Source organism: Hymenobacter metallicola (assembly GCF_004745645.1).
Lineage (GTDB): Bacteria > Bacteroidota > Bacteroidia > Cytophagales > Hymenobacteraceae > Hymenobacter > Hymenobacter metallicola.
This window is the reverse complement of record NZ_SRMB01000006.1, coordinates 202,426-227,697: the sequence shown is the minus strand read 5'-3', so window position 1 is coordinate 227,697 and position 25,272 is coordinate 202,426. Positions and strand designations below refer to the sequence as shown.

General features: G+C 55.6%; 22 protein-coding genes. 6 read left to right on the top strand and 16 right to left on the bottom strand.

Annotation, left to right across the window (positions count from 1 at the left end; all coding sequences use genetic code 11):
• Positions 1 to 3 precede the first annotated feature (3 nt).
• From E5K02_RS23700 to E5K02_RS23690, 3 genes are all read right to left on the bottom strand, one after another.
• Positions 4 to 918: a helix-turn-helix domain-containing protein gene (locus E5K02_RS23700; RefSeq protein WP_135398689.1), complete on the bottom strand. Its 915-nt coding sequence runs from the start codon at positions 916 to 918 to the stop codon at positions 4 to 6.
• Positions 919 to 1,085: 167 nt separating this feature from the next.
• On the bottom strand, positions 1,086 to 1,454 hold the full coding sequence (locus E5K02_RS23695; RefSeq protein ID WP_135398687.1) for a putative quinol monooxygenase: 369 nt from the start codon (positions 1,452 to 1,454) through the stop codon (positions 1,086 to 1,088).
• A gap of 11 nt (positions 1,455 to 1,465) precedes the next feature.
• Complete coding sequence (locus E5K02_RS23690; protein ID WP_135398685.1) at positions 1,466 to 2,431, bottom strand: NADP-dependent oxidoreductase; 966 nt, start codon at positions 2,429 to 2,431, stop codon at positions 1,466 to 1,468.
• A 129-nt stretch (positions 2,432 to 2,560) separates the two neighbouring features.
• Here E5K02_RS23690 and E5K02_RS23685 point away from each other — a divergent pair, with 129 nt between their 5' ends.
• Positions 2,561 to 2,908, top strand: a complete 348-nt coding sequence (locus E5K02_RS23685) for a winged helix-turn-helix transcriptional regulator (RefSeq protein WP_135398683.1) — start codon at positions 2,561 to 2,563, stop codon at positions 2,906 to 2,908.
• A gap of 522 nt (positions 2,909 to 3,430) precedes the next feature.
• Here E5K02_RS23685 and E5K02_RS23680 read toward each other — a convergent pair.
• The 3 genes from E5K02_RS23680 to E5K02_RS23675 all read right to left on the bottom strand — a co-directional run bounded on the left by E5K02_RS23680 (position 3,431) and on the right by E5K02_RS23675 (position 6,463).
• A complete protein-coding gene (locus tag E5K02_RS23680; RefSeq protein ID WP_167856570.1) occupies positions 3,431 to 5,290 on the bottom strand; it encodes a hypothetical protein in 1,860 nt (619 codons plus the stop codon).
• A 46-nt stretch (positions 5,291 to 5,336) separates the two neighbouring features.
• Entirely contained in the window at positions 5,337 to 5,483 is a 147-nt protein-coding gene (locus tag E5K02_RS25730) for a hypothetical protein (RefSeq protein WP_167856569.1), read from the bottom strand.
• A gap of 542 nt (positions 5,484 to 6,025) precedes the next feature.
• Positions 6,026 to 6,463, bottom strand: coding sequence for a hypothetical protein (locus E5K02_RS23675; protein ID WP_135398679.1), 438 nt, complete (start codon positions 6,461 to 6,463; stop codon positions 6,026 to 6,028).
• A 241-nt stretch (positions 6,464 to 6,704) separates the two neighbouring features.
• Here E5K02_RS23675 and E5K02_RS23670 point away from each other — a divergent pair, with 241 nt between their 5' ends.
• Entirely contained in the window at positions 6,705 to 6,953 is a 249-nt protein-coding gene (locus E5K02_RS23670) for a helix-turn-helix domain-containing protein (RefSeq protein WP_135398677.1), read from the top strand.
• Positions 6,954 to 8,094: 1,141 nt separating this feature from the next.
• On the opposite strand, the gene E5K02_RS23665 is transcribed toward E5K02_RS23670, so the two are convergent.
• The 3 genes from E5K02_RS23665 to E5K02_RS23655 form a co-directional block, all read right to left on the bottom strand.
• On the bottom strand, positions 8,095 to 8,844 hold the full coding sequence (locus tag E5K02_RS23665) for a Fic family protein (protein ID WP_135398675.1): 750 nt from the start codon (positions 8,842 to 8,844) through the stop codon (positions 8,095 to 8,097).
• Between the two features lie 233 nt (positions 8,845 to 9,077).
• The gene (locus E5K02_RS25820; RefSeq protein WP_206026012.1) at positions 9,078 to 10,271 is read right to left on the bottom strand and encodes a DUF5712 family protein; all 1,194 of its coding nucleotides are present in this window, start codon (positions 10,269 to 10,271) and stop codon (positions 9,078 to 9,080) included.
• 15 nt (positions 10,272 to 10,286) lie between these two features.
• Positions 10,287 to 10,946, bottom strand: a complete 660-nt coding sequence (locus tag E5K02_RS23655) for a hypothetical protein (RefSeq protein WP_135398673.1) — start codon at positions 10,944 to 10,946, stop codon at positions 10,287 to 10,289.
• 1,813 nt (positions 10,947 to 12,759) lie between these two features.
• On the opposite strand from E5K02_RS23655, the gene E5K02_RS23650 reads away from it, so the two are divergent.
• The 4 genes from E5K02_RS23650 (at position 12,760) to E5K02_RS23635 (ending at position 16,485) form a co-directional block, all read left to right on the top strand.
• Complete coding sequence (locus E5K02_RS23650) at positions 12,760 to 13,110, top strand: hypothetical protein (protein ID WP_135398671.1); 351 nt, start codon at positions 12,760 to 12,762, stop codon at positions 13,108 to 13,110.
• Between the two features lie 910 nt (positions 13,111 to 14,020).
• Positions 14,021 to 15,004: a replication initiation protein gene (locus E5K02_RS23645; protein ID WP_135398669.1), complete on the top strand. Its 984-nt coding sequence runs from the start codon at positions 14,021 to 14,023 to the stop codon at positions 15,002 to 15,004.
• 217 nt (positions 15,005 to 15,221) lie between these two features.
• Positions 15,222 to 16,118, top strand: coding sequence for a ParA family protein (locus E5K02_RS23640; protein WP_135398667.1), 897 nt, complete (start codon positions 15,222 to 15,224; stop codon positions 16,116 to 16,118).
• A complete protein-coding gene (locus tag E5K02_RS23635) occupies positions 16,108 to 16,485 on the top strand; it encodes a hypothetical protein (RefSeq protein ID WP_135398665.1) in 378 nt (125 codons plus the stop codon). Before E5K02_RS23640 ends, E5K02_RS23635 begins: the two co-directional genes overlap by 11 nt.
• A 511-nt stretch (positions 16,486 to 16,996) precedes the next feature.
• Here E5K02_RS23635 and E5K02_RS23630 read toward each other — a convergent pair.
• The 7 genes from E5K02_RS23630 to E5K02_RS23600 form a co-directional block, all read right to left on the bottom strand.
• Positions 16,997 to 17,425 (bottom strand): response regulator, encoded by a 429-nt coding sequence (locus E5K02_RS23630; RefSeq protein WP_135398663.1) that lies wholly within the window; start codon positions 17,423 to 17,425, stop codon positions 16,997 to 16,999.
• Between the two features lie 61 nt (positions 17,426 to 17,486).
• A complete protein-coding gene (locus E5K02_RS23625; protein WP_135398661.1) occupies positions 17,487 to 19,925 on the bottom strand; it encodes a PAS domain-containing protein in 2,439 nt (812 codons plus the stop codon).
• Between the two features lie 119 nt (positions 19,926 to 20,044).
• Positions 20,045 to 22,687: a PAS domain-containing sensor histidine kinase gene (locus tag E5K02_RS23620; protein ID WP_135398659.1), complete on the bottom strand. Its 2,643-nt coding sequence runs from the start codon at positions 22,685 to 22,687 to the stop codon at positions 20,045 to 20,047.
• Positions 22,688 to 22,873: 186 nt separating this feature from the next.
• Positions 22,874 to 23,305, bottom strand: a complete 432-nt coding sequence (locus E5K02_RS23615) for a response regulator (RefSeq protein ID WP_135398657.1) — start codon at positions 23,303 to 23,305, stop codon at positions 22,874 to 22,876.
• A gap of 208 nt (positions 23,306 to 23,513) precedes the next feature.
• Positions 23,514 to 24,092, bottom strand: coding sequence for a BLUF domain-containing protein (locus E5K02_RS23610; RefSeq protein ID WP_135398655.1), 579 nt, complete (start codon positions 24,090 to 24,092; stop codon positions 23,514 to 23,516).
• A 26-nt stretch (positions 24,093 to 24,118) separates the two neighbouring features.
• Positions 24,119 to 24,553 (bottom strand): STAS/SEC14 domain-containing protein, encoded by a 435-nt coding sequence (locus E5K02_RS23605; RefSeq protein WP_135398653.1) that lies wholly within the window; start codon positions 24,551 to 24,553, stop codon positions 24,119 to 24,121.
• 264 nt (positions 24,554 to 24,817) lie between these two features.
• On the bottom strand, positions 24,818 to 25,102 hold the full coding sequence (locus tag E5K02_RS23600; RefSeq protein ID WP_135398651.1) for a hypothetical protein: 285 nt from the start codon (positions 25,100 to 25,102) through the stop codon (positions 24,818 to 24,820).
• Between the last annotated feature and the right edge of the window lie 170 nt (positions 25,103 to 25,272).

The window sequence follows — 25,272 nt, the reverse complement described above, 5'->3', positions numbered from 1 at the left end:
ACCTCAATTAAACGAGGACCGAAATTCCAGGGGGGACAGATTGAGTTTCTTTTTGAACAGCTTGTTGAAGGATTGAGGCCGCTCAAAGCCCAGTTCATAGGCGATTTCCGCCACCGATAAGGTGGTGGTGCTTAAGTATTCTTTCGCCTTGGCTATCAGCTTCTCATGGATGTGTTGCTGCGCATTCTGGCCGGTCAGCGAACGGAGCATGTCGCTCAGGTACCGGGGCGACAGGTGGAGTTGCCCCGCCAGATACTCCACCGTCGGCAACCCGTGCTGCAGGGGCTGCTGCTGGTTGAAATACGTATTGAGCAGCTGTTCCATCCTCGTGAGCAACTCGTGGTTGACGGCCTTGCGGGTGATGAACTGCCGCTTGTAGAAGCGTTGGCTGTAGCTGAGCACTACCTCCAGATACGACACCAACACATCCTGGCTCATCTCGTCAATCGACGTGCTGAGTTCCGCTTCTATATTAGCGAACAACCCCAACAGGATGGCTTTTTCGCTTTCCGACACATGCAGCGCCTCGTAGAGCTGATAGTCAAAAAAGCCGTACCGGCTAATGCTTTTACCCAAGGGGTGGCCGAAGAGCAGGTCCGGGTGAAAGAAGATGGTTTTACCGCGGTGGCTGGCGTGACGCTCGTACGTTCCGATAATCTGATTCGGGCCGGTGAATATCATGCCCCCCTCATCAAAATCGTAGTAGCCTTGCCCGTACCCCATTTTGCCGTCAACGGCTTCTTTGTAGGACAGCCCATAGAACTGCAATGAAATCGACGTGATGGTGTCGGGCTGGTGGCCGTTCAGCTGTTCGTTGTCGACCAAACTGATCAGCGGGTGCTTTGGGCGGGGCAACCCCATGAGGCGATGCAACTCGGAGATGGAGTCGATTCGGTGCGTATGTGGCTGCTTGCTCATCGGTTTGAGAGGTAAGAAACAAAACACCAAATCTAGCCGGTGCCCTAGCCCGTTAGGTGTCCAAGTTGAGTTTGTTTGTTTCCAAAACGGCGAACCAGGCACTACGGCATGCCCCTCCCGTCAAACGTCAACGGGTCATGCAGGCTCCAGGTAACAGCCTGGCTTGTTCACACCTGAAAGCCGTAGTGGGTGAACTTCTCCCCGTAGGCGGCGGTGAGCATGGCCAGGGTTTCGGCCGACACCTGGCCGCACAGCTCGTACTTGACGAGCTCCAGGGGGAGCGGGTACTTGGCCGCAATGGGGGCCAGCAGCGCCAGATGCGCCGTGAAGGCGGCCTCATCGGCGAAGACCTCGTGGAGCAAGCATTCGTTGGAAGCCGCGTCCTTGAAATAGTGCTCGTACACCAGCACCTTGTCGGCGCCCTCGGCCGCGGCCCCGGCCTGCAGCTCGCGGTACATCTGGTCAAAGGAAGGGCGGTCGGCGGGAGCCACCCGCAGGACGGCGGTGAGGCGCAGGATATGATGGTTGGAGGACATCAGTTGAGAGATTATAAGGTGACGATAACTTTGCCGACGGCGTTTTTGGTTTGGATAAGGGCGTGGGCCCGGTGCATTTCGGCGAGCGGAAAGGTGTGCGAGACGTGCGTTTTCAGCGCGCCGGTGGCCAATAGCTCCGCAATGCGGGCCAGGTCCGCTGCGTTGGGCTGCACGGATACTTTATAGCCGGTTAGGTGCTTGGTTTTTAGCAAGGCGTGGAACTCGTCGTCGAAATACGTCACCAGGCTCATCAGCCGGCCGCCGGGCTTGAGTGCCCGCACCGACCGCTCAATGTGGCGGGGTTCGGCGTCGCTCCACACGGCGTCGTGCACCAGGTCGGCATCGGTCACCAGTTCTTCGAAGCGCTGCGACGTATAGTCAATGAACTCATCCGCTCCCAGCTGCAAAAGGAAGTCCTTGTTGTCGGGCGAGCCGACGGCGACGACGTAGGCCCCCAAGTGCTTGGCAATCTGCACCGCGTAGTGGCCCACGCCGCCCGAGGCCCCAAGAATGACGATTTTCTCGCCCGCCTGCAGCTGGCCGTCCGTCACCAGCGACTGCCAGGCCGTGAGGGCGGCCAGGGTGGCCCCGGCTGCCTCGGCGTGGCTGATGGTAGCGGGTTTGAGCGCTAAATCGATGGGCGAAGCCGCCACGTACTCGGCGTAGCCCTGGGCGTGCTGGAGGTAATTGACCATGCCGAAGACCTCATCGCCGGGCCGCAGCGTGGTGACGGCCGCGCCGACTTCCACGACCACGCCCGAGATGTCCCAGCCGAGCACGACGTGCGGCTCGTCGCCGCGAAGCTTATATAGAAAGTTCAGGGCCTCCTGGTTGCGCCGGCCAAAGGCTTCGGCCGGGTTGACGCTGACGGCTTTGACCTGCACCAGCACCTGGTCGGCGGTGATGCGGGGAACGGGTAGGTCGACGAGCACGAGGTTTTCGGGTGGGCCGACGGCAGTTAAGGCAATGGCTTTCATGCGGACAAAAAGTGGGGTTACTTGAGGGCCCAAAGGTGAAGGAGCAGTATCTTTGCGTCAAGTATGCACTTTTAAGTATCCTACGCACTAAAAGGATACCTTCCTGATTTTCAAATCAAATAATTTGCAATGGCTGCTGATAAACCTACTCCTGGGTGCTGTGTCGACTTCGCGTTTCAGCGCATCGGAGGCAAATACAAGGGCCGCATTCTGTGGTGCATTCACGAGAGCGGCTTGCAGCGCTACGGTCAGTTGAAGAAATCCATCAGCGGCATCACGCCCAAAATGCTCACCCAGACCTTGCGCGAACTGGAGCAGGACAAACTGGTGCACCGCCAGGTGTACCTGGAAGTGCCGCCCCGCGTGGAGTACACGCTCACGGACTCGGGCCGGAAGCTCATTCCCTTTATTGACTATCTGAAGCAGTGGGTGGAAGAGTTGGTAGAGCAAGACCCCACCGTCGACTTGCACGGGTAATGGAGTAGTGGCAGCAGGCCTACCCCGTTGCGCAAAGGCGGTCTTTGGCGCGTGCGTAGAAAGCAGCCATCTGGACGCTACTGTGGTGTGTGCGGTAGTCTAGGTAGACCGGATACTTTTCGGGCGTGCCTAAAAGATAGATGTCACCATGGCTGGGGCTTTGGGGTGGTCTACCTGAGCCGGATGTTTTGCGAGATGCTAGTTCGTTCCGATTTCTCTAGTGGGAATTCCCATTACACCTCTAGTACTACCCCAGTTGCTACAATTGCTCTTAACGCCCAAGTGATAAGGATGGCCAAATTTCCTTAGCGTTGGTTTCCGTTCCAACTCTAGTGGAACCCCGTATAGTCCCGCAGCAGCTTGTCCTGCTTCAAGCGGTGCCGTTCTCCTATCAGTTGAATCTGGTGGTTGTTTAAATCGCTTACCCCAGCTGTGCGCAGAGCTTGCGCTGATTTCACGCTGGTCAGCAACTGTTTAGTCAGCCTAAATAGCTCCTCAACCAACTCCCCACGCGTACGCACTTTAGATTTGCTGAGTCCTGAGTAGCGATTGTGCACAGGGCTGTGCAACATAAAATCTATAGGTATCTTGCCTGTATACTGCTGCTTCAACTCTCGAAAGAACCAAGCGCTCTACCTCGTATTTAAACTCACGTGAGTCCAGTAATTGCTGCTGAAATTTATCCAACCCTTTAGGAGTGGTCACTCGGATTACTTTGTCGCTCCAGCCTCGCACCTCGAAGCCTTTTTTCAAGAGCTGCATGGTAAACAATGCAACCTGCGTGGCAGGTGCCCGGCTTAGTAGCAATCGGAAGCTCAGTTGCACGGGGCTTTCTCCCCGTTGCGGTAGCCGGCGCAGGCGTGCGTATACCCGCCCTTGAGTTTGCTGACGCAGTTCTTCAGCAAATACTGTAAACGCTCTTACTAAGTCGTCCGGCGGCAGCGTTGGCAACTCGAAATTCGGCCATACGGATAAGCCAGTGATATCAGCTTCTGCCATAAACACCTGATGAGCTTCTGCAGTATCTTCTGTGCTATCGTCAGGCATTGGCAACCATCCAACCCGCCGATTCTCGGATTTACCTCGGCTCCATATCCTGTCTGGCCCTTCAGCTATTGGCTCAAATAGCTTAAGCCTGCCTTGGTAGCCTATAGCCTGCCCCAGTAGTACTGCGTAGGCTCGTCGCAGGAGCTGGACACGGTTATAGCGCTGTAGCACGACGTGCTGCGAGGCATCAGCGGCTCGGTAATCGGCCAGCGTTCCGTACATTAGCTCCTGTAGAGCCGCCAGCAGCTCCTTACCTACCTCCTCGCCATCCGGACCATACGTTTCGGTTAACCAAGTCAGCGCCCGAACAGGATTAACAGCTTTCTCTCTTTTCGACAGCTCTTGTATTTCCAAGTAGCTGAAGTAGTTTACTTCTTCACTAACTCCGCTTAGATGATTCGTCAGTATCCAGACGGCTCCAGCTACTAGTTCAAACTGCGTATCAACGTCTAATGGAGCGATGGAATGCCCATATCGCTTTAGCGAAAACGAAACTGGCGAAATTCCTGAGGTAGCAGCATTGGCCTCGTGCAGCTTACGGTAAAACGGTGCCAGCCAGGTCGTGCGGCTTTGAATATCGAAATAGCTAGTAGGTACCGGGGATAAGTTACTATCGTTGACTGGCAGCGCAGCCTGCTCGTGCGGAGCCGCCAACGCTGCTACTGTCAGTCCATCAGCATTCAAGCCGTAGAATACATCTGGGCGTATAGGTGTGGATAATACCACCCGTAGCAGAGGTAGCTCTAAGCTGACAGATTCGCTGGTGAGCGGCCGATCCCCAAGGCTTTCGATAGCCATCAAGGCTTGCTTATTACCGCCTTTGCGCTGTGTATTTAGAATGTAGAATGCTAAGTGCTCAGATGCCAGACGCAGGCCTGTGATCGAAGATCTACTAATTTCGCTACCCTGTCGGCGTTTAGTTAATAAGTTGCCTGGAGTATTTATGTCCGTCACCTGCTGCAAAGGAGCCACCCATAGCACTGGACTTATGAGTGGTGTATAAGACCACTGCTTACAAGTGAGCGTGACAGTTAGTGGCTCCCCGTAAGCAATCGATAAGCTACTATTCCGCGCCTCCAGCCTCCCCTCGCCTTCTGAATATGCTGTGACGTGCAAATTACTTAAGCTCTGCCATTCCTGTCGGTGCGCCTGTAAGTGAATAATCAGATTTTCTCCATCTTGCTCTATGCCAAGGACTGGGCCGGGCCAAGGGCGCTGATTCACCTTAATAACGGGGAAAGTAGGCAACAAAAAATCGGCTGGCTGCCAACCGTTATCCAATTGCACAAGCAGTTTGGACAAAGCTGGAGGTAAGAATTCGTTTTGATGTTCCATAGTGCAATATCTTAGAATTCTATTGCCCCTGAAACTACAAGGAGCGTTACTGCCGGACGAGCTCTTGGCGATAATAGAAGGGTGCTACCACCTTCGTCGTCGCCAGTTGGACCTTCGGTAAGTTAAGCTGGCGCAACAAGGCTTCATTGCGCTTGTGGTTGATGCCCTTAGACACGGCGATGCGTTGGATCATTGCCCACTTAAAGTAACTGAAGTTCCATGGCTTCCAAGGCCGATCGATAGTACTATAAATCTTCTTGCAAAACGGATATACTGTATACCTTACCATACCCTAACAAACTGCTGGAAGACGTGACAACCCAATGAAGTAATGCGGGCACTCGCTTGGATCAGGGAATGTAAGGGTATTGCAAGAAATGTTATGCGGAATGCCTATATAGAACCCGATGCGTGCGCCTGTGCTTCAACCGGCTGGGAAAAGAATTACATGGGCACTTGGAAAGCTAGAAATACCAAGCATCCTGTAGTAATACTGTGAATTTAACTTGCTGCATATTTTTCGGCTAGCGCAAGATGAAGTGGGTTTTTAACACTTTGTTGTAGTAGAGCCGACGTCCCTCGAGCACCCGGCAAGCCCTGCTGCTGATAGAGCGTCAGTTCAGATAGGTGAGTCATACCTTAACTTTTTGCCGCAGGGTTGGATGAGGCCGTACGGAATGAGAATGCGTTATGTGAGCTCGGTCTACTGATAGCAGGACAGAAAAGGCCCACTTTTTACAATGGTTTGATTTGCTGCAATACATCTTGCGCTAATACGCTTTCGAAAAAAGCAGGTGGAAAGGAGAGAGTCAGGTTGATTTCTCCCTGCCATAGTATCGGGTTAGGCGAGTATTGACAACGGATGTATTCCGCATACCGGACAAACTCACAGGGCTTGCTGGTGGGATCCGTGCTTTCCCAAATAGCTGAAAACTGAGAGGCTGGAAGTGGACATTTTTTATATATCGCCCCCAGCAGGGTGTAGGTGGCTTCTTCTTTTTCAAGAAAGCAGATGCCCAACTGACTTTCCATGTCCATCCACGCGTGGCTGCCCAGGGTCAGAACGACGTACTTTTCGTAAGGAAGGGAGTTGGGCGTGATGAAATTATAGATGCTTTCCTGATCGAGGTCGCACTGCCATCGTTTGCTCAGCTGGGCTAGGAAGTAATCCACGACGTCATGGCTGATCGCGTGGGTATCTTGGATACGGGCTCCGGTTAGGGTTCGACGAGCGTACAGGGCCCTTAGCCGTAATGCCGAAGGTGGGGGTATTTCAACGTTCATACTGCTGATACCTGCTGGTTCCTTTAACGTGAGGGAGTAATGGCACCCGTACTCGCGCAAAAGTATCTGTTTTCCACAATAGGGCAAATTTGCCCTAACATCTGATAGAGCAAGGTTCCTCCTTTGCGTAGTGAAGTACGTCCGGGACCAAGAACGTCTTAATCAGTTTGGGCGTCGGCTGCGACAGGTGCGGCAAGCGAAGGGATTTACCCAGGAAAGTCTAGCAGCCGCTGCGGATTTGGAGCTTAGTCAGATTGGTCGGATTGAACGCGGTGCCATTAATACCAGTTTGAGCACGGTCTTCATTTTAGCGCGTGCACTACAACTGGATGTACGCGAGCTATTTAACTTTTCGGCCGGCGGCGAACCAGAGATATAGTTCAGGCGGGCAATTGGGTGGTCACTAAGAGAACAAAGCCGTTGTGGCGAGGCATCTTCCGGCCCACATACAACTAGCCCAGGAAGATGAACCTTTGTCATAACCAACTTTGGGATCAGCCTCCTCTTTTTGTAAGTAGATGTCGTTTACACGTTAGTGCTACCTCTTCCCTGCTGCTAAAGTCACGAAACCTAATCAGAAGGATCCAGTATGAACTTTCGAGGGGAGCCGAGTGAAGAGACTATAGTCTCTTCACTCGGCTCCCCTCGAAGAGCGACCTCTTGTGGAAGAAGCGCAGGCGCCAATGCTTGGCGGCATTACAACTTATTGGAGTGTAGGGATAAGAGGTTTTAGAGACGAACCCAAGATCACTTTAAACAGGAAGCTATATAGTTTAATAGCTGTTATGGCAGAGGTGCCCTGCGGTATTTCTCTACTCGCCCGCAGCATATGGATGCAACTGCGCACCGGTTAATAACGGCACGTGTCGGCAAGGGCCGCTTGGGCCAGGGGGCTGCTCTGAGACCTGTACTCGGTAGCCATAGCGGCGGAACAGCCGCTGAAACAAACGCAAGCGCTCTTGAGTAAAGGCCGTACGGCTCATCCCTTCTGCTCCTTTCGGGGCAGTCAATAAAGAGCGTACTACGGCCTGGGGTAGGCGCACGTGGCGGCTGAGGGAAGAAACATTCCAGGGACGCAACGGATCATTGTTGCGCTTGAACCATTGCTGCAGATGCTGCCAACTGTCAGGTTGTTCATAAATGGTGCGATGTGTTGGCATGAGAGTGAACGTAAAGGAAAATTGGGGACTAAGGTACAGCGAGCTCAGAAAGCAAGACTAGCGCAGAAGCATTCGGTCCGTTGTGCTATTGAGTGTAAGCGTTTTTTTCTGGCCCTACGTATACTGTGTCCTGACATTAGGATGGCTACTACAAGATTCCCTAAGGGGAATGAGTGAGGCGCAGTTGTCCTAACACACTGATATAACTCCTATTTGCGCGGGGAAAAGGTAGTTGTGAGGGGTGTACTTTGCGCACGCTCCTCCATGTTTGATTACCGAGGTACTCTTGCCGGGTATGGTAAAGTATACTTCTCGACGCTTTACTTCATCGACACGTATGGCTCGTTCCTACTCGCTGAGTTAGCCTGTAATCAAGGCCCTGCCCTGCTGCATATCACGCTGGTGTTCGGACTCATGAGAATGGCGAGTAGGCTCAGGAGTCAGCTCACGAAGAGAGGCTCTACGCAGTAATTCCGCTTCGAGGCCTTGCGCCGGCGTGGTTACCTTCCCTAATGCAGTAACTAAGTCCGAGTAGTCTGCTACGATTCCTTGTTGCAATGCCCGGTCTGCATGCAGTCGTAAATGTAGTGACTGCTCCAGATGCATATCGTAGCCGGCACCTTTGGCGATCTGCTCGGTGAGCATGTTCAACGTCGCCTCATTTCCACCCCGGAACGGAGCTACCTGGTTGTACTGGTCGTAATAGCTGGCCAAGCGCTCAACAAACTTTTTCTGATCTAGTCCGCGCAGCTCGTTTTCCTGCTTAAGCTGGTCGCTGATTTCGTTGAGCCGGTCATTGACATTGACAGGCTTCTCGAACGTTAGCGGTGCCCCTGTAGCCTCACTATTACGGTTGCGCAGCGTTGGATCACTCATATCCCGGCGTGTCTGACCTGCCCAGGGGTAGGTATCCTGCAGCAGGTAAGCGTGCATCCTTCGGAAATGGTCGGCATCATACGCACCGCGAATAATTTTCTGGCTGGTTTGTACCTCCCACTGGCGGAAATCACTGGCTACTGCTTGCGCGAAAGCCAATACAAAGGGGTCTTGGATCTTGAAAAAGTTATCGGGCGGTCCTGCTGGCCCGAAACGGTCAGTAGTGCAGTTCATATCGGTTTAGCTTAGTCGTGCACGATGGGACAAATAGTAATCGCCGGCAGAAAGAGTCAAGATGGCGATCATACCGAAAACGGGCCCACTCACTCCAGAGAATCTTTCGATAGCTACTATTGCCATCGAGAAGTAAGGACAGGTGTGCAAAGTTATATCGCTATCAAATTTAATCGCAATTATAACAAAATGTGTTTGGCTTCTGCTGCCCAACTAGAAAGGCTGATGGGGAATTAGTCTCGTTCCCACTCCCCACGCACATCCTTTGTATGCGTAGTAGACGCCATCGCGTTGCTCAGCTGCTCGATACCACTAAGCAGTTTGTCATGTAGGGCACGGCCAGGCGTTGGCCGGGGAGGGAGTGATCTGAGCGATTTTCCGCCAATTAGATCATCTCCTGCTCCCGGGGCAGGTAAGGTCAAAACCGGATTGGCCTTGCCTGTAGCCAGTAGGTGATAGGGGGCTATAACGGGTCTACTGGCAGTTGCTTCCCGACCTATTCGGCTCAATCGCCCATGGAATGTTTTGTCGTATGCTCGTTGTTCTCCCGCAGCTTTTACTTGTTCGAAATCAAGTTGCTTTTCCGGACTCAGCTTTAAATTAATGCGGTCAACTTGGGCCTGTAAACGTTTGTGCTGAGCTTGATCTAGCTCGCCAGAAGTAAGATTTCTTACTTCTGATTCGCGCTTTCGCCTTCCTCCAGCCAGCGAATTTTTCTGCCTTTCGACTTTGCGGTGGCGTATCTCTTCGGCCCGTTGCTGGACGGTTTGGGGGGAGGATGGTGGGGGTACTATAGGTTGCCATTCGCCGCTGATCGAGGCGAAGCTGATCTTTTTATAGCTGAACTTCTGCTCGAAAATCAGGTTCCCAGCTGCCATGAAATGGACCCGATTAAAACGAGCAGCTGCGCCCAAAGGACTCAGCGTCGTCTTCTGCTGTGCATCACGAGCAGACACCATGATGTGAATATGCGTCTGGAGTCCCGGTTTAACGGTGCCACTGGGCAGATCGTCGGTACCTCGGGCGACGCGGTAATTGTGCTGGGTAGCTACCCACACGAGATCTTTTTCTGTGAGCTTCTGCCCATTTTTCAGCACGAAGTTTTCCGCATAGGCGTGCATCACGTCAGTGGTATACGCCCGTAATTTGGTTGAATCATTGTTAATATGCTCTAGCTCTCGCTCACTGGGGCTGATCACCAGAGAATAAAATTTAACATCGTTCAATCGTAGTCCCTTGTGATTTGTATCGAGCAGTCGTACTATCTGATCACCGCTTAGGTCCGTAGCCGAACTGTTGAAAAAGGCGACACTATGCCCCTGCTTCTTAGCATCCTTCTCAAGATAGTTGCTGGCTTGGCGTGCACTACCCTTGTTGGAATAAGCATTCCTTCCGTTGGTTGCCGGGTTAATAATTTTAATATACATACGAGGTAACAAGGCTTAATAAGTGTCTTTCGGCCCAGCGATAGTAGGCGTTGGCAGTTCGTTAGCCGGAGCATTGGCTGTTGAGGTGACCTGCTTAGAATTAGGCAAAATAGGTACAAAGTTTTGCTTCTTTTTGGCAACCATGGTATCCCGCACCTCATCTTGATTGGCCGTAACACTGTTCAGTGTTAGTCCTTGTCGGGTCAGCTCCAGATAGATTCGCTCGGTCAATTTGCGTGCAATCAGGGCTTCGGTACCCGCCAGCAGAAGCTCATGAATTAGCGGAGCGTATACGTTTTCCTCTTGCTCTGTTAGGTAGCTGAACAGGGCGCTTTCCTGATTTTTCAGCAACCCCAATAGCCGGTCATTGAGCAACGTTTGCTGCTTTTCCAAACGTTGCCCGAGCGCATTAAGCAGTAGTTCCAGACGATCACTTCGTTTGTCGATACGGTCCTGAATGATTGCCGCCTCACGAGTTCGATCCGTCACTGGATTTAAGCCACGTTCTGTGAAATAAGCGACGGCAGCCGTTGCATAAGCAGACTTCGTGAGCTTGCAAAGCTTCGAGGTTTTGGCTAATTGGCCGTGTACAGCGGGTTCAATGCCAACAGAAGTGTAAGTCTGCATACGCGTCTTTTTTGTCTTGCGAGACAGGTCAATTTGGTCTTGTTCCATAAGTGAATGCGTCGGTACAAAGGGCTTATTCGTGAGTTTTCACAATAATACATTAATGCAATTAATATTAATTGCAAATAAGACAAAAGATAGGGTTGAGTAATTGATTATTAGGTGTTTAAAGGCATATTTCAAAAAAGCTATAGTCTATGGCTATTCGAGCCAATTTTGACGTCCACTTTTGCTGGTGTTTATTTGGCTAAAGAGCTCTCAATTAGATTCTTATGAGGTATATTTAAGAAAGTTCCTGATTTTTGCTCCTAATTCACTAACTGTCATCGCTTTAGCGTGAACTGTGTGTTGGCCCTCTTGCTAACTATCGTTAGCGCTTTTTTAAGCCGGCTACCCTAGGGCTAAATCGGGTCTGCATTTCGTGGGGTTGTCTGCGGCGGATCTACCGGCCTTGCGGCTCTCTGGCCCCTGCTGTCTCCGCAGCGTCCAACCAGCTTGGACCCTCTACTCCCCGCCCTACCCTGGCCAGCTCCTGGTGCACAGTCAGCCGTGGCTTCTGCCTGCTTCCCCTGTCGAGCTGGTACCGGGTGTGTCGCTGGACGCTTCCCTCAACCCGGGGTGAGTTCTTCGCTCAGGTACTCCCCTGTGCTGCACCTCTCCGGCCTGGCTGCTTCCGCTGATCACCGACACCTGCAGCAGCTCCGGAGCCTCCGAGTTTCTGCCGACACGTCTTCCCTGCGGTACCCGGCTGCCCACTGCTTCACACCTGGCACCCTCGCGCCTGCACCCGCCCTCGTGCGTGCGCGACCTCTGCTCGACGTGAAATATGGCACTCCCCTACCCGGCCCCTTTCGAGGGCGCACCTGCTCCCACTCTGGGTCCAACACCCTTCCACCTTCCTTGCTCGGAACGTCTGGCCGCTCCTCTGACAATTTCTCTCGGTGGCCATCCCTACTGTTCGGGAGTTGCCGCTTCTGACAGTTGCACGGTGGGTACTCCTTCAAGCCGCTCCTGCACCCTCGCCTGTCTACTACCCGACGCCCCCACGCTCCTACTTGCCCAAGCGGGTGCTCGCCCGCCTGTTCTCTCCCCTGTGTTCACGCCTACCTTTGTACCTGCCCGTGCTCGCTTGCGCATACATGCGCATGCATGTACGTACGCACGCACTTGCGCGCGACTCCTGGAAATGCTAGTGTTCCTGATGGAGCTATCGACTGGAAAAGCACAAAGGGCAATTGGGCTACCAACGCACTACTGCTTCGATGCCATCAACCCCGATTTGTGCTACTGGCTTCCCGCTGGTTGTTCGCTTTTTGTTGTATCCTGGCTGCTGATGTTTCTTCAGCTGCTTCAGAATCCTCACTTCTCAGGATTTAAGCCAATGTTCTTCCCGCCAGTACTAGCCGTTGCCATAGTAGTCAAATACCGATGCTCTATAAAATCCAGAGTTGCGGGCTCGACCACGCGTACATACGTGCGTATGCGCGTGAACCTCACTGGTTGTTAATTGGATGTAGCGTACTATTCAGATATCCGGGAGTACAAGATTTTGGGAAATCCAGGAATGGGGGTACAAAGAGAAATTCTAGAAAGTCCATTTTAGTCTAAAACCGCATTCTGGCCATATCCTACTTTGTACTATTATAAACTGGCTAGAATTCCTCCTTTACCGGATTTTATACCTCGCATGTACGCACGCAGTACATACGCGCCCGCACACATGGACCTGCTCACTCGACTGTGCGTCCATCTGCGCATGGGCTCGTGAGACGAACCATTCAGAAAATCCTGTACCTTGCTTTCCACTCGAACGCACTACGCGCAAGAGCACCTTTATCACTACCCCGCCACTTCTTCTCCCATGAGCCTTCCCGAAAATCACTCCACCCCTGGTCCGGACGTAGCTGAGGCTTCCGCAGAATCTACACCCACCAGTTCGACGGCCACTGCTGCTCCCGCTCGTTCGGGCTCGTCGGCCACTTCCGGCAAAAAGAAAAACAACACGCCGACGCCACCCGTGACCGAGCGCGTTGGCCAGGCGTATCGCCTGACGCAATCCCTGGACTGGGGCGTTCGATTTGCCTGCCTGATGCTGGAGCAGGAAGATGGCCAGCGTCGCACGGGCCAGGACTTCGTGGACGAAGCCATCCGGGCCCAGCTCGACCGCCTGCGCAAAAAGGGCATGGCTTTCCCCGACAAGCTGCTCGAGTAAGCGGCTTCCATTGGCCCCTGCAGTTTCCCTCGGTGCTGAGGAAACCTGAATCTTCTCCGGAGTGGTTCGGGTTTTCTTGTTTTGCGCGTTTTTAAGCCCGTCACTGCACGATCAGCTTTTGAGCATCTCTCTATACATGTTTGTGTACGTTCCTCTCACAGCGTACAGAAAACTATTAGATTAAGACCGTTTCTATTCTTCTCTTTCCTGTTCTGTTGCTAGTTCATATGAGGCCATTACCCATTTTAATTGTTAATTAATAATAAATATTTAAATAGTACAATCGCGTTTCCTGGCTTCCTATTTGGCTGTTTGGGCTGCGCCGCTTTGTTCCACCTTGAGTTATTCACAACCTTAGAAGCCCTTCCTCCTCGCACGTAGCACAACGTTGTGAGATATTGTAAGTAATTGTATTATTTGTAGGGGTGTGTAACGTACTGAATCACAGACTGTAATGCAATTTTAATATAACGGTTAATCCGTGAACTATAACGGCTAATCTGTGAACTATAACGTTTCGTAAGCGAACTATAACGTTTCGTCCATCCAACTATAACGTTTCGTCTGCGAACTATAACACAAGTTATAAACAGTAATAGTTGTCGTTTTCGAACCACTGCGTTTGATCGTAGCCCTACCGCTCGCCCAAACACAGTCCTCAGCGATATCAATTTGTCGTAAAGTAACCATCAGAGGCAAACTGCGGCCTGCTATCTGCCTGATAACTAGTTGTTTTTGCGATTAAATTTAATCGCAAAAACGTAAACTATAACGTTTCGTCTGCCTAACTATAACGTTTCGTCTGCCAAAATATAACGTTTAATCATGCTAACTATAACGCCGAACCAGTTGTGTAATAGTTCTTATATTGGCAACGTAATCAGGCACCTGCTTACTTTCGCCCCGTTGCATGACTGAATTATCCCCCATTCCCGTAAAGTCCCAACAGATCCGTCAGCACAACGCGCTGACAACGGCCTACTACAACTACACTGAGTTGCAGATGGATCTGATGATGTTTTTAATCTCGAAGCTTCGTCCGACCGCCGACGATCTAGTGTACCACCTGCCCATTTTGGAACTGTCGAACCTGACAGGCAAAACTTACAACTACAACTACCTGCAGTCAGCAACCGAGGATATGGGTTCGCGCATGTTCAAGGTCAAGACGGAGAAAGCTCTCAAGCAGGTCTGGATGTTTCAGAGCGTAAACTACACGGATGGTAGTGGCTCTATTGAAATGCGCCTTTCCCAGGACATTCTCCCCTACTTATTTGACTTAAAAAGTAATTTCACCACATATGAAATTCATGCGGCGCTGAAACTTTCCAGTAAATACGCTAAACGTATTTACCCGATGTGTTCTCAATGGAAGGACAAAGATGCCACTCCAATATTTCAATTGCATGAGCTTAAAGAAATCTTAGGGCTCGTCGATGGAAAGAAAGAACTTTATCCCTTGTATGCTAACTTAAAAAAACGGGTATTAGATATATCTATAGAGCAAATCAATCAGCTCACAGATCTTCATTTGGAATTGGTGGAAGTCAAGAAAGGCCGTGCTATTTCAGCTATCGGCTTCAAAGTGCGTAAGAAAGATTCTTACGCGTTACCTATCCCATTTCCAACCTCTGAGGCTCCTCCTGCACCGGCTGGCATTTCGGATTATCAATTCGATAATGCCGAACGCCTCTTGGACGAGGTGCGAATTAACGACCCTAAATTGCGCCGTCAGATTTTATCTGACCCTGACACGATTAAGAAAGTACTTCGGTTTGCTCACGACATGCGCACCAGTAAAGTCAAGGCCACTACTAACCCTGGCGGCTTGCTGCTCACTATCTTGGGCTTGGTGGACGCCAAAGCCAAACCGCGTAGGCAAGCCAAGAAATAACATTAGCGTCTCACTCCGCAGCTGCTGGCTCAGCTTTCCTGTTGGCGGTACAGACTGCTCAAACATTGTTTGGGTAGTTTGTACCGCCAACAGCGTTTAAGATGCAAACTGCGTTCTCATTGCAAACCATGCTATCACTGCAAACAATGTTTGCAGTATTTGTATGTCAAACACTGACAACTATGTTTGATATTAAAACCATTTCAACTATGTTCGCATGGCAAACAACGTAAGCCTCTTAAACCTTTCAATCATTGTTCGCATGGCAAACAATTCCGAAGCTCACAACTGTTGGGTTATCGCAGTAGCCAATAACAAAGGTGGAGTCGGCAAGACCACCAGTACCGTAGCCATCGGTTCGATCCTGCGGTCCATGGGCCACCGCGTGCTGCTCTGCGACCTGGACCCCCAGGGTAACCTGACTACACATCTGGCTGGCTCCAACCTGGAGGTCTCAGGCCACATGGGGGATGTACTGGCCGGCTCTGTACCTATAACGGAAGCTATCCTAACGTATGAACCAGGCAAGGATGCCAGCGGTGCATTGAGCAAAGCTCCTGAAGCCGCCCAGTTGGATTTTGTACCCGCGTCCTACGAGATGAATATGTTCGAGAGCGGGCTGCAGAAGAAGAACGGGTATGCTACGCTGTTGCGAACCGCTTTACGGCCTGTCCGCCCGCACTACGACTTCATCTTACTGGATACGCCACCCAGCCTCCAAACGTATACTATTGTCTCCCTCGTGGCCGCCGACGGGTATTTGATTCCGGCCGAGCCAGAAAAATTCAGCTACGACGGGGTAAAAGCAGTTATGGAAGCTGCAGAGAACGTGAAAGACCGGCTCAATCCGGGCCTACTTTTGCTGGGCATCTTCTTCACCTGTTACAACGCTGATATTCGGAATGTCACCCACAAGTTGGTCGTCGAGCAGATTGAGAAAAACTACGGTGCAGAATCCATACTGCCCAGTGTTCGTAAAGATGCGGCTCTGGTGAAAGCGCAAGTCAACGCCCAAACCATTCAACATTTCGCACCCGATTCGCGCGCCGCTGTGGATTACCATGAACTGACCGCCCAGCTGCTTACCCGCTTAGTCCAAGAGCATGTCGACTGACAAGAACAGCCCGTCGGTGCTGGATGCAGCACCTAGCAACCCGCCGAAAAAGCGCAACTTTTTGCCGCAGGAAAGCCTGCCCACCGAACCCGAAACCGCAGCTACTCAGCAACCCAACGCTGCGCAAGCTAGCCCAAACAAACCGGCTTCATCAGGCAAATCGGCAAGGGGCAAGAAAGAACCCGCTTCCAAACGGGTACCCTGGGCATTCCGGGTGCTGCCTACCATTATTGAGGACTGGGACGCATACATGGCCACCCTGCCCAGGCACATCTCCCAACAGGACGTAATGGAGTACCTGTTGACAGATTTTCTCAAACGCAAACCTAAACTGCCCGATGAACTCCTGAAGCCACCCATCCGGTAGGCCCGCTGACAAAGGGCAGTAGGGAAGTAAAGACACGACTTCTGCCCGAACACGCCCAGCGCCCGGGCAGAAGTCATTTCAGCAGGGTAGGGGAGGGGCTGCTCTTTTGCCGACTGCTTAGAGCAAGGACTCCCATTCCTCCCCATAGTTTGTATCATCGTCCGAGCCGAAGAACTTGCTCAAGTCAGTATCGGGGTTCAGTAAAGTCACCGTTTCTGTTAACTGATTTTCTTGGACTAAAAGAGAGGACAGCGCTTTTCTTATTAGGGCGCTTTAGCTTGCGGAAGGCTATGAGACGAGTGGTGCAAGAGTGGGGCCTAGGTTGTGCGGGGGCGTTTCTCCTCTCGGCCACTCGTTGAGGGGAAACGCTCGACAAACGGGTGAACCAATCGTCTACTCACACCCTGTTTGGCGCCACCACACCTGCCGCGCGCTGCCGAGAGGCCTCTGCTAGGCAAGCCGCTGACCGCTGCCGCCTTGGATGCGGTCCTGCCACCAGTGTAGGTGGAGATTAAAGCGTAGGCAATTCCTGGTGGAACTGCGTGCGCAGCAGCCGTTCCACCTTTTCGGCCGTTAGCGGTTTGCCGATGAAGCCGGCTACGACGCCGAGTTGCTCGACGCGCGCCACGTCCTGCGGGTGCATCGACGTGGTAAGCATCACGATGACGATGGCCCGCTGCTGGTACAGGGGGAGTTGTTGATACTCTTTCAGGAACTCGATGCCGTTCATACCGGGCATGTTCACGTCCAGAAAAATCAGCGTTGGACAAGCCGGCGCATCGGGCGGTGTGCAGGACGTGGCCAGCACCTGCAGGGCTTCCCGACCATCGCTGGCGATGCGCACCTGGGGCGTGACGGCCAGGCGTTCAAGCAGCTTGCGGTTGAGGTAATTAGTGGTCGGGTCGTCATCGACAAGCAGGATGCAGCGGATAAGGGACATGCAGGAGGGTAAGGCAAGCGGACAACTAGTGGACTAGGATAGCCGTGGGGAGCGAGGCGGGTTAGCGGGGAAAATACACCGAGAACGTGGTACCCTCCTCGACGCGGCTAGCAACGGTGATACGTCCGCCGATGTTCTCGACCATGCGCTTGACCATGTACAGGCCTAGGCCCGAGCCTTCCACGTGCGTGTGCAGGCGTTGGAACATGCCAAATAGCTTTTGCTCGCTGGCCGCACTCAGTCCGAGGCCATTATCCTGCACTTCCAGCACAACGAAAGCATCCTCCAGGCGAGTGCGTACCTGCACCACAGGCGGGCGGTCGGGGTGGTGATACTTGAGGGCGTTGCTGAGCAGGTTGTACACCACCGAGCGCAGGTTTTTTTCTGCGAGTGTCAGCAGGGGGCAGTTGTGCACGTGCACCAGCAGGCGCCCGCCGGTTTGCTGCAACAGCGGAGCCAGGTCGAGGCGCACATCTTCGAGAACGGCTGCCAGGGCCACTTGCTCCGTACTGGGGTCGTGCTCTTGTTGCAGCTTGCTCACGGTGGTGAGGTGCTCGATGGTACGCTTGAAGCGCTCGACGGAGCCTTGCATCAGGCCCAGAATGAAGGCCACTTCGCTGCCGGGCGGTTGCTGGGGCAGTTCGTGGCGCAACGTATCGAGCAGTCCTTCAATATTGGTGATGGGCGCTTTCAGGTCATGCGAGGCCGTGTAGATGAAGTTGTCCAGGTCCACGTTGGTGCGCTTGAGTTGCTGGTTGAGGCGTTCCAACTGCTGACGCGCGCGCACCTGCTCGGTGACGTCAACGGCGATGCACATGATGTCGCTGACCTGGTCGTCGGCATCGCGCAGGGGCGCGTAGGAGAAGGTATAATAGCCCGTTTCCCCGTCGCGGTGGTGCGGCAGCTGCGCGGCCTGCTCCAGGGCCACGTGCGGCTGGCCCGTCTGGTAGACCTGATCGAGCAACGCCCGGTAGCCTTGCGCCGCCAAGCCCGGAAGCAGGTCAAAGTAGCGCCGGCCCAGCATCTGGTCGGGTGCGTAACCGATCATCTCGCCCATGCCGGGGTTGACAATGTCGAAGATGTATTCCGGCCCGTGCACCACGAAGAGGGCTACCGGGGCCTGCGCGAACGCTTCTTTCAGTTGCCGCTGGTGGACGGCGTGCTGCTGCCGGGCCACCACTCTGTCGGTCACGTCCACAATGAAGGCCAGGATGCCTTGTGTGCCGCCCTGCGCGTCGCGCAGGGGCTGGTAGATGAAATCCACGTAGCGCTGTTCCGGCCGGCCGGTCGCCGGGTCGTAGAGGTGGGCAGGCATTTCCTGTCCCCGAAACGCGACGCCCGTGGCATACACCTGGTCGAGCAGGCCGAGAAAGCCTTGGGGCACGACCTCGGGGAAAACGTCGGCCACGGTTAACCCCACCTGTGTGCGCTGGCCGGAGAGGGCCTGGTAGCCCGCATTGAAGAAGGAATAGTGGTGCTCGGGCCCGCGGAGCGTGGCAATGGCGGCCGGCACTTGCCCCAGGATTTCCCCCAGCAACTCTTGCTGCTTAAGCAGGTTGGCCCGGTGTTGGTCGGCCAGGCGCAACGCGGCCTCCAGCGCTCGGGTACGTTCCTGCACGCGCGCCGTCAGTTCGTGGTTGAGGTGCTGCACTTGCTGGCGGGCGGTGACGAATGCGGTGACGTCGTAGGCGAAGTTAAACACGCCGTCGATGTGACCGTGCGCGTCGCGCAGGGGGTGGAAGGAGACGGTGTAATAGCGCTGCTCCGGATGACCCGTGTCGCTCACGTCCACCCACGTTTCCTGTTCCGGATCATAATGAGGCTCGCCGGTCCGGTATACCCGCTCTAGTTTCTCAAGGATGCCCTGGCCCCGCAGTTCGGGCAAGGCCTCGCCGAGGGGCAAGCCCAGCAGGTGCCGGCTGCGAAACAGTTGCTGGTAGCCTGGCGTGACCAGGTCGTAGACCAAGTCGGGGCCGCGGAAGGTAGCCACGCTGGCCGGTAGGTGCAGGAGCACGTCGCGGAAGCGCTGGCGTTCGGCTTCGGCTTCGGCCCGGGCGGCCTGCTCGCGGGCCTGGCTCGCGCGCAAGGCCATTTCCACGGCGGTGCGGGGCTGGTCGGCCGTATCGGTGAAGCTCACCAGCAGCCCGTGGCCCGAGCGGCGGGCCGCCAGGCAGTAGTCGTTGTCGTAGCCGTCGGCCTGGTAGCTGACGTTGAACGTGCGCGGCTCGCCGGTCAGGTACGCGTCAACATGACAGGCAAACGTGCCGTGCGCCTCGCTGTGTGGCCATTGCTGGCGGTGCGTCAGCGTGGGGTGCTGCGGCAAGCGCAGCATGCGCTGGGCCGCCGGGTTCAGGTATTCGAACCGAAAATCGAGGACGGTGCCGGCGGCGTCCGTGACGGGCGTGTAGTATATGACGCCCGTCAGCGAGACGGCCAACAGGTCAACCAACAGCGTTTCGGCAGGGGCAAACGCCAATAAGGCGACAGCAGGGTCGGACATGACAGAAGAGAAGAGGGGCAAGCAAGGTACGCACCAAACGAGCGACGCCCAGGAGAAGGCAGGACGACTTGCCAGGCGGGTATACGGCGGTTTCTGCTCAGCATACCCCTTCTACTAACTCAAGGCGTTTTTTCCTGGCGGATGTACACGGCAAGCGTCGTGCCTTCCCCCGGGACGCTGCGCACGTCCACCCGTCCACCGGCGTTTTCGACCATCCGCTTGACCATGTACAAGCCGATGCCCGAGCCCTCTACGTGGGCATGGAAGCGGCGGAACATCTGGAACATCTCGGCCTGCTTGTTGGGCTCCAGCCCCAGGCCGTTGTCTTGCACGGACAACACCGTGTACGCTTCCTGCTGCCGACACGCAATGCGTACGCGCGGCACCCGGTCGGGATGACGGTATTTCACCGCGTTGCTGAGCAGATTATAGACCACCGAGCGCAGGTTCGTGGCCGAAAACGGTACGGCCGGGCACTCCTGCACGTCGATCTCGATCTGGGCACCGGCGGCCGCCAGGTGGGGCTCCAAATCGCGGCATACGTCTTCAATCACCGGCCGTAGCGCCACTGCCATGCCGTCTTCTTCGTGGGCTTCCTGTAGCTTGACTACGTCGCTCAAGTGCGCGATGGTGCGCTGAAAGCGCTGCACCGCCTCTTCCATCATGCCCAGCAGCGGCCCGACAGCGTACGTGTGCTGTACCGGGCCAGGCAACTGTTCCTGCAGTGCCTGCAGCAGACCTTCAATGTTGTGGATCGGGGCTTTCAGGTCGTGCGAGGCCGTATAAATAAAATTGTCCAGGTCAATGTTGGTACGGGTCAGCTGTTCGTTCACTACCTGAAGCTGCTGCTGGGACTCGTGCAGCTGGCGTTGGGCTTCTTTGCTGGCGGTGATGTCGAGCACGAACTCCACACATTCCCCCGTGCGTAAACGCTTACCGGCAAACAAGCCCCACCAGCGCGAGCCGTCCGGGCGGATATACTGCTTTTCGTAGGGCGTATTCTGCCCGAGGGTGAGCAACTCCTGCTGGGAGCGGCGCGTGGCGTCCAGGAACTCCGGCGGCGTTATTTCGTCCCACTGCACCCGGCCGCTGACGAAGTCCTCGTGCGTGAAGCCGCTCATCCGCTGGAAAGCGGCATTGGCATCGTGTATACGGCCCTGCAGGTCAAAAAAGAGGACGCCCACCGTATCGATGGACAAGGCCTGCTGCAACCGCTCTTCCGAGCAGCGCAACGCCGTTTCGATTTGTTTGTGGTCGGTGATATCGTAGCTGACGGCCAGCGCGGCTTCCACCTGCCCCGCGGCACCCAGTAGGGGCACTCCGCGGGTCAGGAACGTCCGGCCATGGGCTTCCAGCTCGACGGCAAAGGGGTGGCCGGCCAGTGCGGTCCGGTAATTAGGCTCGTGCTGCTGCCACAAGTCCGGCGGCATGACTTCGCGCACGGTACGGCCCAGCAGGTCGGCCGGCGCCAGGCCGGCTTGGTGCAGGGCCTGGCCTTCAGCTAGCTGGTAGCGCAGCTCCTGATCGACGACGAACACGGCCCCCCCGGGCAGATTTTCGATCAGGGCCCGCAGACGCTGTTCGCTCGCCTGCAAGGCTTCCTTGGCGCGCTTACCGGCGTCGATATCCACGATGACCATGGCGTGGCCCGTTACATTTCCCTGATGGTCCGGTAAGGGTACGGCGCTGACTTGCGTCCAGACCGCAGTGCCGTCGGACGGCGTATACAGCATGTCGGTGCCCGGCACGACCTTCTCCCCGCGCAAGGCCCGCGCCCCGGGAAACTCGGAGCGCGGCAGCGGCCGTCCGTCTGGGTGGTAGGCGCGCCAGCGCGAAACGGGCGTGTCGTCGCGCCAGGGTGCCAGCCCGTTCGGCAGGTAGTGTTGCATCTGGCGGTTGGCCAACGTCACCCGGCCTTGGATATCCATGACGCCGACTCCCACCGGCAGGGCTTCAAATACGGCTGCCAGCTGGGCTTCGCTCCTGCGCAGGGCCGTTTCCGCTTGCTTGCGGTCCGTGATGTCACGGAAAAACACCGACAAGCCCCCTTCACGGGTGGGGTAGATGAGGGTTTCAACCCAACTGCCGAGCAGCGGTGAGACGGCTTCGTCGTGGGCCGGCTGGCCTGTCTGGAGCACCGCGTAGTGCTGGTGGTAGGATTCGCTACCAACCGCTTGGGGAAACTCGGTCCAGTAGTGCCGGCCGAGCAATGCGTCCCGGTCGCGGCCCCAGAGCCGGGCCGCGCGCTGGTTGACGTAGGTAAAGCAAAACGCCGCGTCGAGCGCGTAAAATGCGTCGGTCGTACTTTCCAGGATGTCAACGGTGTGTTCGTGTGCGCGGCGCAACGCCTCTTCGGCCGGGCGCGGCAGCTCGTTCGCCGGTTCGGCAACGCTCACCAGCAGCATCTCCCCGGCGCGGCGGCCCTGCACCCGAAACCGGCGGGGACGACCGTGCACCTTAGTGGACAGGTCGGCCTCGGCCAGTTGGCCCGACACAAATGCGTCGCGGTGCAACGTCCAGCCTCCCGCAGGCAGGGTATCCGCAAACTGCTGCCGGTAAGTCGTGGCCGGGTGGGCCGGTAAGCGCAACAGGCGCTGCGCCACCGGGTTCAGGTAAGCCACGGCGAGGTCGTCAAGGTGTCCGGCGGCGTCGTACACTGGCGTATATAGGATCAGGCCGGACAACGATACCTCGAACAGCATCTCCACCATCGTATCGGTCGCAACAACCGCCGCCAGGGGCGAACCAGGAGAAACAAGCATAGCAGCAACTAAGGCAAAGCCCCGAAGATAGCGCGTCAGACGCGTGACGCGCCAGTAGTTAGGGATGGAACGGAACGTAGGCGCTTCCCAGCGGGGGTACGGCGGGGTCAACCGACGTAGCCGCGTGGTTGGCCGCGGCAAAACGCGACCGCTACCACGCGGGTTCCCGAGTGGGGAAAGTGCTTCTTATCCGTCAGGTGAGTCGGCTGAAAACGAGGGGAAATGCTGTTGCAACAGAAGTTGAATTTTTTCCGCGGTCAACGGCTTGGGAACGGTGCCCGCAATGGGTAGCGTTTGCACCCGCGTCAGGTCACGCGGGCTTACCGAAGTGGTCAGCAGTACAATGATGATGGCCCCGCGCTGGGCCAGCGGTAAGTGCTGGTAGGCCTCCAGAAACTCGATACCATTCATGACCGGCATGTTGACATCGAGCAAGATCAGGGCCGGGCAGCCCGTATCCGATGCCGTACACAGTTGCTGCACCGTGGCCAGGGCCTCGCGCCCATTCAGGGCCACGACCAGCTGCTCGGCCACGGCCAGGCGCGTAAGCAGGAGTTTATTCAGGAAATTGGTCGTCGTGTCATCATCGACCAGCAGGATAGTAGAGAGCTTAGACATACGGGTACAGAACGCCTCGGCAAGGCCACGCAGGCCAGCATGAGGGGATGAGTTATCAGGACAAGAACACCGTAAAGGTAGCGCCATTGTTGAGTTCGCTGCGTACCAGGCGGTAGCCGCCGGCATTCACAACCCGCTTCTTTCGTGGGTACAAATTCTACGAAGTACGCTACGCAGATAAATGTTATGGTTCGTTGTCGTACGTTGCCTAATCGGGGCGCAACCCGAAGGCCCGAAATAGGGTCTGGATATGGTGTTCGTTCACATCCGGGATCGGCGGATCGTATGGGCCGGCCGCCAGCACGCTGGCCACCTCGGGCAGGGCTACTTGCCCAAAGCCCATCGTCCATTCGGCAAACCGCCGCACCGGCTCGGGTCCTTCGCCCACGGTGACCACCTGCCAGTGGCGGGTGTCGGCCTGGATGCGGGCATAGAGGACACGCACCGCGGCCTCCGGTCCTTCCAGGACCTGCACGAAGCGCCCGGCACTGTAGAGCAACAGCCCGGTAATCTGGTGGTGAGCATTATACTGCTGGGACTGTACCAGCAGTTCGTGTAGGGCGTCGGTGGATAAGGGATGCACCGCTTGGCTGCGGTAGACAATCTGATAGATGCTTGACTCCAGCAACTGAAGCATTTCGTCTAAGCTGAGCAGGCCCAGCTGATACTGCTCCAATAAATAGCGTTCGTAGCGGCGTGGCGCTAACGGCGTATTCGCGGTCACAGCAATGGCCCAGGCCACGGCCTGCCGGCGTTGCGCTTCGGTATAGGGGAAAGAATCAACCATTGCTTCCGTGTACGTACGGGGGACGACTAGCGCTGGGATACGGCCCCGGCTTGCTGGTGCAGCAACCAGGCTATGGCCTCCGGCTCTTGCTCAAAATACTGGTAGCGCATGGGCAAGTCGCGCACGGCCGTCGTCACGGCCCGGGTAGCCAGGCGCGCAAAGGCGTTTTCGGCCAGGATAACGGCACCGAACCGATAGCCGCCTTCGACGACGGTGCGGGGTAGCCACTGCTGAATTACAAAGGCTTGTTCCGCCGGCGTAAAGGGTGTCATCAGCCGCTGATCGACTAGCAGGCCGCCATCCCCGCGCTGGGCCAGCAGGCGGGTGACATGCCCAAGCAGCGAGGCCATAGCGTCCGCATCGCGCGAACCGGCGTGGTAGGTGAGACGAGCAAAGCCTTGCGGGTCATCGACGACGCGGCCAACGGCATTTTCATAATAGATGCGGTAGAGCGGAAGCATAGACAAAGATATTCCCCTCCGGTACGCAATGCCAGACAGAGCACCGGAAAGCCCCCCTTTACCCCTAGCAGCAGCAAGGAGCGATGGCAACCAAGGCAAGAGCAACCTGGTCTCCCAGCGGCAGCCGGTCTGTTTCGCCGTCACGTGGACTAGGTGCTGAGCGCGGGAGAAGGTAGGGGAGCGGCATCGGCGGGCCGTGAAAAAACAGGCCCCAAGGATTGCGTGACACCCGTGGACGGTACCGGCAGGGGCCGGCCATTCTGCTTAGGTCGGCGGATGCCGCGGGCAGGGGCACGAGGGCTTGCTCTGGGGAATGGCGTAGGCGTGATTGAAGCAGACTTCGGCGTCGAGCAAGAGCCGCACCAGCGCAATCGGGCGCGGCGCGGCGTCGAGCAGGCGCGTGCAGCAGTGCTGGAATTGCTGTTGTTGCGTTTCCGTTAGGCGAGACGCCATATGCTGTTGTTGCACCATGTCGGCTAACACCGGAACAGCCGCGCGCTGATCAGGCTGGTGGCAGGCCACCTGTAAAGAATGAAGAGCGGTTCTCATCGGCCTGTAGGGAGAGTAGGCCTTCACGTACGTGCGCTGGACCAAAGAAGATGTTGCTCCTGGACGCGCTTACAGCTCCTCTATCGAGGTATTCGGGCGGCGGTTAGGCAGCAGGGGCCGAGGAGCATGATGTACTTGGCAAAAGATGCATTCGGGCCACCCCTTGGGCT

Excerpts from the sequence above, each read along its gene's own strand:
- E5K02_RS23700 (WP_135398689.1), bottom strand. The coding sequence starts at position 918 with ATGAGCAAGCAGCCACATACGCACCGAATCGACTCCATCTCCGAGTTG.
- E5K02_RS23695 (WP_135398687.1), bottom strand. The coding sequence starts at position 1,454 with ATGTCCTCCAACCATCATATCCTGCGCCTCACCGCCGTCCTGCGGGTG.
- E5K02_RS23690 (WP_135398685.1), bottom strand. The coding sequence starts at position 2,431 with ATGAAAGCCATTGCCTTAACTGCCGTCGGCCCACCCGAAAACCTCGTG.
- E5K02_RS23685 (WP_135398683.1), top strand. The coding sequence starts at position 2,561 with ATGGCTGCTGATAAACCTACTCCTGGGTGCTGTGTCGACTTCGCGTTT.
- E5K02_RS23680 (WP_167856570.1), bottom strand. The coding sequence starts at position 5,290 with ATGGAACATCAAAACGAATTCTTACCTCCAGCTTTGTCCAAACTGCTT.
- E5K02_RS25730 (WP_167856569.1), bottom strand. The coding sequence starts at position 5,483 with ATGATCCAACGCATCGCCGTGTCTAAGGGCATCAACCACAAGCGCAAT.
- E5K02_RS23665 (WP_135398675.1), bottom strand. The coding sequence starts at position 8,844 with ATGAACTGCACTACTGACCGTTTCGGGCCAGCAGGACCGCCCGATAAC.
- E5K02_RS25820 (WP_206026012.1), bottom strand. The coding sequence starts at position 10,271 with ATGTATATTAAAATTATTAACCCGGCAACCAACGGAAGGAATGCTTAT.
- E5K02_RS23655 (WP_135398673.1), bottom strand. The coding sequence starts at position 10,946 with ATGGAACAAGACCAAATTGACCTGTCTCGCAAGACAAAAAAGACGCGT.
- E5K02_RS23650 (WP_135398671.1), top strand. The coding sequence starts at position 12,760 with ATGAGCCTTCCCGAAAATCACTCCACCCCTGGTCCGGACGTAGCTGAG.
- E5K02_RS23645 (WP_135398669.1), top strand. The coding sequence starts at position 14,021 with ATGACTGAATTATCCCCCATTCCCGTAAAGTCCCAACAGATCCGTCAG.
- E5K02_RS23640 (WP_135398667.1), top strand. The coding sequence starts at position 15,222 with ATGGCAAACAACGTAAGCCTCTTAAACCTTTCAATCATTGTTCGCATG.
- E5K02_RS23635 (WP_135398665.1), top strand. The coding sequence starts at position 16,108 with ATGTCGACTGACAAGAACAGCCCGTCGGTGCTGGATGCAGCACCTAGC.
- E5K02_RS23630 (WP_135398663.1), bottom strand. The coding sequence starts at position 17,425 with ATGTCCCTTATCCGCTGCATCCTGCTTGTCGATGACGACCCGACCACT.
- E5K02_RS23625 (WP_135398661.1), bottom strand. The coding sequence starts at position 19,925 with ATGTCCGACCCTGCTGTCGCCTTATTGGCGTTTGCCCCTGCCGAAACG.
- E5K02_RS23620 (WP_135398659.1), bottom strand. The coding sequence starts at position 22,687 with ATGCTTGTTTCTCCTGGTTCGCCCCTGGCGGCGGTTGTTGCGACCGAT.
- E5K02_RS23615 (WP_135398657.1), bottom strand. The coding sequence starts at position 23,305 with ATGTCTAAGCTCTCTACTATCCTGCTGGTCGATGATGACACGACGACC.
- E5K02_RS23610 (WP_135398655.1), bottom strand. The coding sequence starts at position 24,092 with ATGGTTGATTCTTTCCCCTATACCGAAGCGCAACGCCGGCAGGCCGTG.
- E5K02_RS23605 (WP_135398653.1), bottom strand. The coding sequence starts at position 24,553 with ATGCTTCCGCTCTACCGCATCTATTATGAAAATGCCGTTGGCCGCGTC.
- E5K02_RS23600 (WP_135398651.1), bottom strand. The coding sequence starts at position 25,102 with ATGAGAACCGCTCTTCATTCTTTACAGGTGGCCTGCCACCAGCCTGAT.